The sequence below is a fragment of the Actinomadura hibisca NBRC 15177 genome (genome assembly GCF_001552635.1).
GTDB classification, from domain to species: domain Bacteria; phylum Actinomycetota; class Actinomycetes; order Streptosporangiales; family Streptosporangiaceae; genus Spirillospora; species Spirillospora hibisca.
Genome location: NZ_BCRO01000067.1, coordinates 1 through 8,786 on the forward strand (window position 1 = coordinate 1; position 8,786 = coordinate 8,786).

The window sequence follows — 8,786 nt, forward strand, 5'->3', positions numbered from 1 at the left end:
GCCCGCCGGGCGCGGCCTGGAAGCCTGCGGGCCCGGCCGGGAGCCCCGCGCCGGGATCGCCGGCGGGCGCTCCGGCGGGCGCCCCGGCCTCGTCGGACATCACGTTCAACCTCCCAGTGGACCCCGGCCGCGCGCCGGGAGTCGCTTCACCCTCTGCCAGAACGCTACCGTCCCTACACGACATCGTTGTCGATCGAACGGGGAACGGCCTGACCATGGCGAACGAGGAGGACTGTCGCGCCGCGCTCGACAAGATCGCTGAGCGGCTGGCGGAGGTGGACGGCGACAAGTTCGCCGAACACGTGGTGGAACGCACCATCAGCTGCCGGGTGCCCGACCTGGGCCTGGCGTTCCGGACGCGCCTGCACGCGGGCGGCCTGGACCCCTTCGAGCGCACCGACGACCCCAAGGGCGCGCAGGTCCGGCTCACCGCCGACAGCGACGACCTGGTGGCGCTGGCCCACGACGAGCTGAACCCGGCCCGCGCGTGGGCGTCGGGCCGCCTGAAGATCGAGGCGAGCATCTTCGACCTGCTGCGGCTGCGCAAACTCCTCTAGGTTCGGCGGTTCCGGTCGCGCCGCCCGGTCAGGACAGCCCGAGACGGCTCAGCGCCCCGGTGACGGCCTCCCGGGGCGCGGTCTCGTCCGTGCGCCAGGCGGCGGCGGCGAGGGCGCGCAGGCCGTCGTAGGGCTCGCCGGAGCCGTCGAGGACGATCTCCGCGCCGTCCCAGCGCGCCGTCCAGCCCGCGCACTCGTACCGCTCCCCGCCGTCGCCGGTCTCGCGCCGGATCTCCGGATGCGGGACGAGCAGGCCGGTCAGGTCGGGCGCGAGATAGGTGGGCCGGTACTTGGGGGCGGCGGTCAGCGCCGTCAGCGGGTCGGTGACGCCGGTGAACACCAGCAGGCTGTCGGCCTCGCCGTTGTTGGCGCCCTCGATGTCGGTGTCGAGCCGGTCGCCGACCACCAGCGGCCGCCGCGCCCCGGTGCGGATGATCGACTCGTGGTGCAGGGGCCGCTCGGGCTTGCCGGTGACGATGGGGTCCACGCCCGTCGCGCAGCGGATGACCTGGAGCAACGAGCCGTTGCCGGGCTGGGGCGCGCCGTCGCCGCCGGGGATCGTGAAGTCGCCGTTGGAGCCGACGAACAGCGCGCCGCCGCTGACGGCCTTGGCCCCCTCGGCGATCAGCCCGTAGGCCAGGCCCGGCTCGTAGCCCTGCACGACGGCCGCGGGCCGCTCCGAGGCCGTGGAGACCGGCCGCAGGCCCCGGTCGTACAGCGCCTTGCGCAGGCCCATGCCACCCACGACCAGCACCGCCGACCCGGCGGGCAGCCGCTCCGACAGCAGCCGCGCGGCGGCCTGCGCGGAGGTCACCACGTCCGAGGGCTCGGCGGGCACCCCCACCCGGCACAGCAGCGCGGCGACGGCCGACGGGGTGCGCGAGGCATTGTTGGTGACGAACGCGAGCCGCTGCCCGGCCGCGCGCGCCTTGGCCAGCGACTCGGCGGCGGCCGGTACGGGCCGCTGCCCGACGTAGACGACCCCGTCCAGGTCGAGCAGGGCCACGTCGTATGCCTCGCTCAGCGGCCGGTCGCTGCCCTTCATGGCTTCCTCGATTCCAGTGTGGCCCGGGCGTGCCGGAGCGCGTTGGCGTAGTCCTTGTTGTCGGGGCGCATGGCCACGGCGAGGGCCAGCGGCTCCAGCGCCGCCTCGAACTCGCCGAGGCGGCTCAGCGTCAGCCCCAGGCCGAACAGGGCGTAGTCCTCGGCGGGGTCGCTCTCGACGATGCGCCGGAAGTTGCCGGCCGCCTCGTGGAACAGCCGGGCCCCGAACTGGGCCCGCGCCAGCGCCTCGCGGATGCTGCGGGAGTCGGGTTCGGCCTCGGTGGCGCGCGCCAGCAGCTGGACGGCGGCGGCGGGACTGCCGGTCCGCAGCAGCTCCAGACCCCGGGTGTACCACTCGTAGACGCCGCCCTCGGGGGCGGCGGGATGCTCGCCGGGGGAATCCTCGGACCGTCCGGGCCCTTGAACACTCATGTGGACCTCCCCTCGGATCTCGATCGTCTCGACGGTACCCGGCGCGCGGCCGGAGCCCCATCGGGGATTAGCATGCCCATAGTGGACGACGATCTCCCCTCCGGCCCCGGCCCGGAGGAGTTCAGCGCGCAGATCTTCGGCGCGGGGGCGCCCCGGGGGAGTTCCGGGCTGGCCCTCGCGCCGTTCCGCGGCGTGCGCTTCGACCCGCGCGCGATCGGCAGCCTGGCCAAGGTGACCTCCCCGCCGTATGACCTGATCGACGACGCGGCGATGCGACGCCTGCGCGCGGGTGACGGGCACAACATGGTGCGGCTGATCCTGCCGCGCGCGGCGGGGGCGGGCTACCGCGGCGCGGCCGCCACGCTGGACCGCTGGCTGGCCGACGGCGTGCTGGCCCCCGACCCCGAACCGGCCCTGTACGTGTACGAGGCGGCCGACGCCGACACGGGCGAGGTGCGGCAGCGCGGCCTGATCGGGGCGCTGGGGTTGCACGCCGAGGCCGACGGCGTGGTGCTGCCGCACGAGAACGTCTACCCGGGCCCGGTGCGCGACCGGCTGGCGCTGATGGACGCCACCCGCGCCAACCTGGAGCCGATCTTCCTGGTGCACGAGGGCGGCGCTGACACGGCGCGCGTCGTGGACGAGGCGGCGGCGACCGAACCGCTGGTGGAGTTCCGGGCCGACGACGGCCTCGCGCACCGGCTGTGGCGCGTCGCGGACCCGGCGGCGCACGCCCGCATCGCCGCCGACCTGGAAGGACGCCAGGCGCTGATCGCCGACGGCCACCACCGCTACGCGACCTACCGCGCCCTCCAGGCCCGCCGCCACGCCGCCGGGCTCGGGCCGGGACCGTGGGACAGCGGCCTCGCCCTGCTGGTGGACTCCTCCCGCTACCCGCCGCACCTGGGCGCGATCCACCGCGTCCTGCCCGGCCTGCCGCCCGGCCAAGCTCTGGAACGTGCCGCACGCGTGTTCCGGACCACCGAGTTCGGCGACCTGTCCGACGCCGTCGCAGCGCTGGCGGCGGCGGACGGCCCGGCGTTCGTACTGGGCGGCGGCGACCGTCTCCACCTCCTGACCGACCCCGACCAGGACCGTCTGGTCAAGGCGATACCGGCGAAGCACTCCGAACGCTGGCGGAAGCTGGACACCGCGATCCTTGACCACCTGCTGATCCAGGACGTGTGGAACGTGCCCGAGGACGAGAACAGCGTGCGCGTGGTGCACGACGACCCCGCGAAGGCGGTGACGCGGGCGCGCCGCACCGGGGGCACGGCGGTCGTCCTGAACCCGATGCGGGTGTCCGACGTGCTGGCGGTGGCGGGCGGAGGCGAGCGGGTGCCGCGCAAGTCGACGTCGTTCGGCCCCAAGCCCCGCTCGGGAATGGTGCTGCGGCTGCTCGACCTGGGCTGAGCCGTCAGGACGAACGTTTGCCTGCCAGATGCGGCGGCGTGAAGGCGTACAGCTCCAGGATCGCGGGCGGCGGGGCGAGCCCGGGGCCTCCCGCCTCGATCCAGGCGGCGATGTCGTCGGCGGCGGGGTCGTCGTTGACCAGGCCCAGCCAGACGGGCCGCCCGCCCGCCGCGCGCCCGGCGGCCGAGGGGCTGGACGACGATCACGTTGGCGCGCTCGCACACGTCCAGGCAGTCCGAGACGCGCACCGGGGCCGCGCGCTCCAGGCGCGCGACCTGCCCGGCGTGGTCGACGCCGGTCACCTTGGGCTTGCCGCAGCAGCAGCCGCGGCACACCGTGACCCGAACAGGAGCTTTCCGCACGTCGCGACCCTATCGCGGCATTGATCACCTTCCGTCCGCCGGAACCGTGGCCAACCCGGCCGCCCGCGGGCGATGATCCCTGCATGGACTCCACGACCACCATCACCCCGCTGGGCGGCGACGTCTACGAGATCGACACCCGCATGGCCGGATACACCGGCATCATGGCCGCCTACCTGATCCTGTCCGACCGGCCCTGCCTGGTGGAGCCCGGCACCGCGGGCTCGGCGCCGGTGGTGCGCCGGGCACTGGCGGAGCTGGGCGTGGGCCCGGCCGACCTCGCGACGGTGGTGGTCACCCACATCCACCTCGACCACGCGGGCGGCGTCGGCGACATCGCCGAGAGCTACCCCGGGGCCGAGGTCGTCGTGCACGAGAAGGGCGCGCGGCACCTCGCGAGCCCCGAACGGCTCATGCGCAGCGCCCGCATGGTCTACGGCGACAGCCTCGACACCCTGTTCGGCGAGCTGAAGCCGACCGAGGCCGCGCGCATCCGGGCCGTGGAGGACACCGGCGTCATCGACCTCGGCGGCGGGCGGCGGCTGGAGTCCCACCACTCCCCCGGCCACGCCAAGCACCACGTCGGCCTGCTGGACTCCCGGACCGGCGACCTGTACGTCGGCGACGCCGCTGGCGTCTACATCCCCGAGACCGCCGACGTGCGGCCCGCCACGCCGCCGCCGGACTTCGATCTGGAGACCGCGCTGCGCTCGCTGCGCAAGTTCCGGGACCTGGGGCCGCAGCGGCTGCTGTTCGCCCACTACGGGCCGGTCACGGCGGTGGACGACACCCTGGAGCGGTCCGCGGAGGAGCTGCGGGTGTGGGTGGACGCCGTCAGCGACGCCCGCGACCAGGACCTCGATCTCGATCACGCGGTGGCCATGGTGAAGGAGCGCACCGACGCGCGGTACGCGCTGACGCGGGACGGCGACCCCGAGCTCGTCGCCAAGTACGAGGTGCTGAACGGGGCGGAGGGCAATGTGGCGGGGATCATGCACGCCCTGAACCGGCACGCCTGACCCCCGCCGCGCGCTCAGCGGCGGAACGGGCCGGTCACCTCGAAGGTGTAGCCGTCGGTGCCGCCGATGAAGCCGCTCTTGCCGCGCTGGGAGGAGAAGTAGAGGCGGCCGCCGTCCGGGGAGAACGCGGGCCCGGTGATCTCGGACCCGTCGTGCCCCACCACCTGGAGGAACGGGCTGACGACCCCGTCCGGGGTGATCAGGTTGATCTGCATGTCGTCGCCGTCCTCGGCGATGTACAGGTCCCCCGATTCCGCGCCGGTGATGTTGTCCACACCCCGCAACGGGGGCTCGCCACCCGTTACGAGGTCGTCGTCATAGGCGAGGTCGAGCCGTTCGGCGGCCGCGTCGTAGGCCCAGACGCGGTTGTCGCCCTTGGTGGTGAAGTAGCAGACGCCGCGCGCGTAGTAGCAGCCCTCGCCGCCCTTGAACCGCATCGCGCCCGCCACCTGGTCGCGGGTCGGCTTCAGCCACAACACCGGATCGGGGACGCGGGCCCAGCTCACCGGACCGGTGCCCGAACCGACCAGGACCTCCAGGTCGCCCGCGGACAGGTCGCCCCACGTGCGGGGCCGGAACCGGTAGAAGCAGCCGTCGCCCTGGTCCTCGGTGAGGTAGACGACCTTGCGGTCGGGGTCGCAGGCCGCCGCCTCGTGCTTGAACCGCCCCATGGCGCGGCGCACGACGGCGCTCTTCGCCCCGCGCGGGTCGGTCTCCCAGACCAGGCCGAGGTCGTGCTCCTCGCACGAGAGCCAGGTGCCCCACGGGGTGGCGCCGCCCGCGCAGTTGAGCGTGGTGCCCTGCAACGTCCGGTACGCCGAGGTGATCTTCCCCGAGGCGTCGAAGCGCAGCGCCGACACCCCGCCCACCACCGGGACCTCGGAGTTGCTGACGTAGATCCAGCCGGTCCCGTCGGGGAAGCACGCGCCGCCGTCGGGCGCGGGGTGCCAGGTGTGGCGGGTGCCCTCGACGCGCTGCAACGAGCGCGCCACGACGCGCCCGGTGAACCCGGCGGGCAACCGCAACCCGGCGGCGTCGGCGGGCAGCAGCGGCCCGTAGGGACCGGGGCCGGGCTGCGCGGGACCGGCGGCGAACGCCTGGTGCCACAACGCCCCGGAGAAGGCGGCGGTGCCGCCGAGCAGGGCGGTGGCGCGCAGGAACGCGCGGCGGTGCGGGGAAGCGGGGAGGGCGCTCATCACGGCTCCACAAGATCTCCACCGGGTGAACCCGGCGGCCCCCGAACGGCACGATCTTGCGAATATCCGGTGAAGAGCGCCCTCGCGTCAACCCCTGGGACGCGCCCGCGCTACGGCGCGGACGGCCCCTGCTCCGGCCCGGTCCCGTCCTTGCCGGTTCCGTCCTGCTCGGCCTTCTGGGACGGCTCCAGGAACACGACGGTGTCGGGCACCTCCTCGGCCGGTTCGGCGGTCTCGACGACCTCCGGCTCGGCCGGCCGGAACTGGATCTCCGTCGCGGCGATGATCTCCGGAACGGCGGCCTCGTCGCCCGCCTGCTCGGCCTCGTCGACTTCGTCGGCCTCGACCGGCTCGTCGCTCACATCGACGTCCCCGGCCACGGCAGCCTCGGCGGCCTGCTCGGCCGCGTCCCCGGCCTCTTCCTCTTCGGTGTCGAAGATGTCGAGCCCTTCGAGCTCGGCGTACCGCTCGGCCGCGTCGGTCTCCCCGTCGCGATCGGCGGCGGCGGCACGGGCGAACCAGTCGGACGCCTCCTCCCCGCGTTCGGCCTCGGCCAGCGCGTCGGCGTAGGCGTAGAACAGCCGCGCCGACCACGGCCGCAGCCGCCGGTCCCGCAGCTCGGGGATCTGGAGCGTCACCACGGCCGCGTCGAGCTGCCCGAGGTCGCGGCGCGCGCCGGACTCCACGATGGCGAGCTCGACCCGGCCCATCTGGTCCAGGTTGCGCGCCTCGGGCGACTTGACGAGGTCGAGCGCCCGCTCGGGACGCCCCAGCCCGCGCTCGCAGTCGGCCATCACCGGCAGGTAGGCGTCGTCGCTGGTGCTGAGACGGCGCGCCGCCCGCAGCTCCTGAAGAGCTTCGGCCCACTCACCGGCGTAGTAGGCGGCCAGCCCCGCCGCCTCGCGCACGATGCCGACGCGCGACGCCAGACGGCGAGCGGCGCGGGCGTGCTTGTAGGCGGTCTCGGGGTCCTCTTCGGCGAGCTGCCCCGCCATGACGAGGTGGCGCGCCACGCGGGCCGCGAGGTCCTTGGGCAGGGTGCGCAACTCGGCACGGGCGTCGGCGTCGAGCTCCTCGCCCGTCACCTCGTCCGGCAGCAGCGGGTCGTCGTGCTTGGGCGCCTCACGCTCGCGGTCCTGGGCGAAGTCACGCTCGCGACGCGGCCCACGGTCGCCACGGGGCGGCCCGGAACGGCCCTGGTCACGACCGCCCTCGAACCGGCGGCCACCACCGCCACCGCCCTGCCCGGGACGTCCCGGACGACGCTCGTCACGCCCGCCCGGCCGTCCCTCGGAACGGTCACGGTTGAAGCCGCCCGGACGCCGGTCGTCACGACCGCCGCCGCCTTCGAACCGACGGCCACCACCGGACCGCTGGTCCTGCCCGGACCGGTTGGGACGCCGGTCGTCAGACCCGCGCTCGCGGTTGAACCCACCGGAACGCCGGTCATCACGACGCTGCTCGGAGCCTTGGCCCTGATCGAACCGCGCAGGACGCCGCTCATCCGAGCCACGGCCCTGGTTGAAGCCCCCAGGACGACGCTCGTCGGAACCACGGCCTTGGCCGTAACCACCAGAACGCCGGTCACCAGAGCCGCGTCCCTGGTTGAACCCACCAGGACGACGCTCCTCCGAAGAACCGCGTCCCTGGCCGTAACCACCGGGGCGACGCTCATCAGAGCCACGTCCCTGGCCATAGCCACCAGAACGCCGCTCATCCGAGCCACGGCCCTGGTTGAAGCCCCCGGGACGACGCTCGTCAGAACCGCGCCCCTGGCCGTAACCACCAGGACGCCGCTCGTCCGAACCACGTCCCTGATTGAAACCGCCGGGACGGCGCTCGTCGCGACCGCCCTCGAAACGACGACCGCCGCCACCCTGACGCGGACCCGACGAGCCCTCGCCCTGGTTGAAGCGGTTCGGACGACGCTCGTCACGCCCGCCCCGGTCACCGCGGTCGTCACGGCCCTGGGGACGCCCCTGGAACTTGCGGTCCTGCGGGCGTCCCTGGAAACGACGCTCGCCCTGGCCGCCGCCGGAGCGTGGACCACGAGGAGCACCCGGACGCGACTCGCCGCGCTCGTCGGACCGGCGCCCACCGGTGGCGTCGCGCCGGTCGTCGAACCGCTTGAAGGGACGATCACCGCCGCTCTGGCCACGGTCATCGCGCCGGCCGCCACCGCCCGGCCCGTCCTGGCGGTCCCGCCAGTTCCCACCGGAACGGTTCCCGGAGAAGGAGCGACCCCCCTGCGAGCCGCCACCAGGCCGCCCGCCCTTGTTACCGCCGCCGGTACGAGGCGCACCGCCACGAGCCCCGCTGGCGCCGCCCTGGCGGCCCCCCGGTCCTCCCGACCCGCTGCGGGCGTTACCCCCACGACGGGGAGGCGTGCCACGCCCCCCGTTCTTTTCCCGCCGCCCGCGGTTGTCGTCGCTGCGGCCGTCCTCTTCCGCGCTCATCACGTCCGTCACTGTTCTCGATGGTTCATGTGGACCCTTGCCAGACTACTTTGACAGGTCCCAGACATGCGTCGAGGGCCGCCTCGATAAATCGGGGCGACCCTCGACCAAAAAGAGTCCGGCGGTGTCCTACTCTCCCACACAGTCTCCCGTGCAGTACCATCGGCGCTGAAGGGCTTAACTTCCGGGTTCGGGATGGGACCGGGTGTTTCCCCCTCGCCATAACCACCGAACGACCAACCCCCAGACACCCTCACGGGTGCGGGAAGATCATCGTCCGAGCGACTCAAGGCTCGGTATCGAGTTA

At 73.9% G+C, this 8,786-nt stretch carries 8 protein-coding genes and 1 rRNA gene; 4 read left to right on the plus strand and 5 right to left on the minus strand.

Features of this window, described 5'->3' with window-relative positions; genetic code table 11:
- Positions 1 to 215 precede the first annotated feature (215 nt).
- A complete protein-coding gene (locus tag AH6_RS28385; RefSeq protein ID WP_067485922.1) occupies positions 216 to 557 on the plus strand; it encodes an SCP2 sterol-binding domain-containing protein in 342 nt (113 codons plus the stop codon).
- A gap of 28 nt (positions 558 to 585) precedes the next feature.
- Here the strand turns inward: AH6_RS28385 and AH6_RS28390 are convergent, their stop codons facing one another.
- Positions 586 to 1,602, minus strand: coding sequence for an HAD-IIA family hydrolase (locus AH6_RS28390; protein ID WP_067485924.1), 1,017 nt, complete (start codon positions 1,600 to 1,602; stop codon positions 586 to 588).
- Positions 1,599 to 2,033, minus strand: a complete 435-nt coding sequence (locus AH6_RS28395; protein WP_067485926.1) for a tetratricopeptide repeat protein — start codon at positions 2,031 to 2,033, stop codon at positions 1,599 to 1,601. Before AH6_RS28395 ends, AH6_RS28390 begins: the two co-directional genes overlap by 4 nt.
- Before the next feature lie 72 nt (positions 2,034 to 2,105).
- Between AH6_RS28395 and AH6_RS28400 the strand changes: the two genes are divergently transcribed.
- Both AH6_RS28400 and AH6_RS28410 read left to right on the plus strand, forming a co-directional pair.
- Entirely contained in the window at positions 2,106 to 3,446 is a 1,341-nt protein-coding gene (locus AH6_RS28400) for a DUF1015 family protein (protein ID WP_083983550.1), read from the plus strand.
- Between the two features lie 445 nt (positions 3,447 to 3,891).
- Positions 3,892 to 4,827: an MBL fold metallo-hydrolase gene (locus tag AH6_RS28410; protein WP_067485929.1), complete on the plus strand. Its 936-nt coding sequence runs from the start codon at positions 3,892 to 3,894 to the stop codon at positions 4,825 to 4,827.
- Between the two features lie 14 nt (positions 4,828 to 4,841).
- Here the strand turns inward: AH6_RS28410 and AH6_RS28415 are convergent, their stop codons facing one another.
- Complete coding sequence (locus AH6_RS28415) at positions 4,842 to 6,023, minus strand: alkaline phosphatase PhoX (protein ID WP_067485932.1); 1,182 nt, start codon at positions 6,021 to 6,023, stop codon at positions 4,842 to 4,844.
- Positions 6,024 to 6,133: 110 nt separating this feature from the next.
- Positions 6,134 to 7,108 (minus strand): tetratricopeptide repeat protein, encoded by a 975-nt coding sequence (locus AH6_RS28420; RefSeq protein WP_245679507.1) that lies wholly within the window; start codon positions 7,106 to 7,108, stop codon positions 6,134 to 6,136.
- A gap of 24 nt (positions 7,109 to 7,132) precedes the next feature.
- Between AH6_RS28420 and AH6_RS44825 the strand changes: the two genes are divergently transcribed.
- Positions 7,133 to 8,533, plus strand: a complete 1,401-nt coding sequence (locus tag AH6_RS44825; protein ID WP_169807935.1) for a hypothetical protein — start codon at positions 7,133 to 7,135, stop codon at positions 8,531 to 8,533.
- A 62-nt stretch (positions 8,534 to 8,595) separates the two neighbouring features.
- Here the strand turns inward: AH6_RS44825 and rrf are convergent.
- Positions 8,596 to 8,712: ribosomal RNA gene (gene rrf, locus AH6_RS28425) — 5S ribosomal RNA — on the minus strand.
- Positions 8,713 to 8,786 lie beyond the last annotated feature (74 nt).

Excerpts from the sequence above, each read along its gene's own strand:
- AH6_RS28390 (WP_067485924.1), bottom strand. The coding sequence starts at position 1,602 with ATGAAGGGCAGCGACCGGCCGCTGAGCGAGGCATACGACGTGGCCCTG.
- AH6_RS28395 (WP_067485926.1), bottom strand. The coding sequence starts at position 2,033 with ATGAGTGTTCAAGGGCCCGGACGGTCCGAGGATTCCCCCGGCGAGCAT.
- AH6_RS28415 (WP_067485932.1), bottom strand. The coding sequence starts at position 6,023 with ATGAGCGCCCTCCCCGCTTCCCCGCACCGCCGCGCGTTCCTGCGCGCC.
- AH6_RS28385 (WP_067485922.1), top strand. The coding sequence starts at position 216 with ATGGCGAACGAGGAGGACTGTCGCGCCGCGCTCGACAAGATCGCTGAG.
- AH6_RS28410 (WP_067485929.1), top strand. The coding sequence starts at position 3,892 with ATGGACTCCACGACCACCATCACCCCGCTGGGCGGCGACGTCTACGAG.
- AH6_RS28400 (WP_083983550.1), top strand. The coding sequence starts at position 2,106 with ATGCCCATAGTGGACGACGATCTCCCCTCCGGCCCCGGCCCGGAGGAG.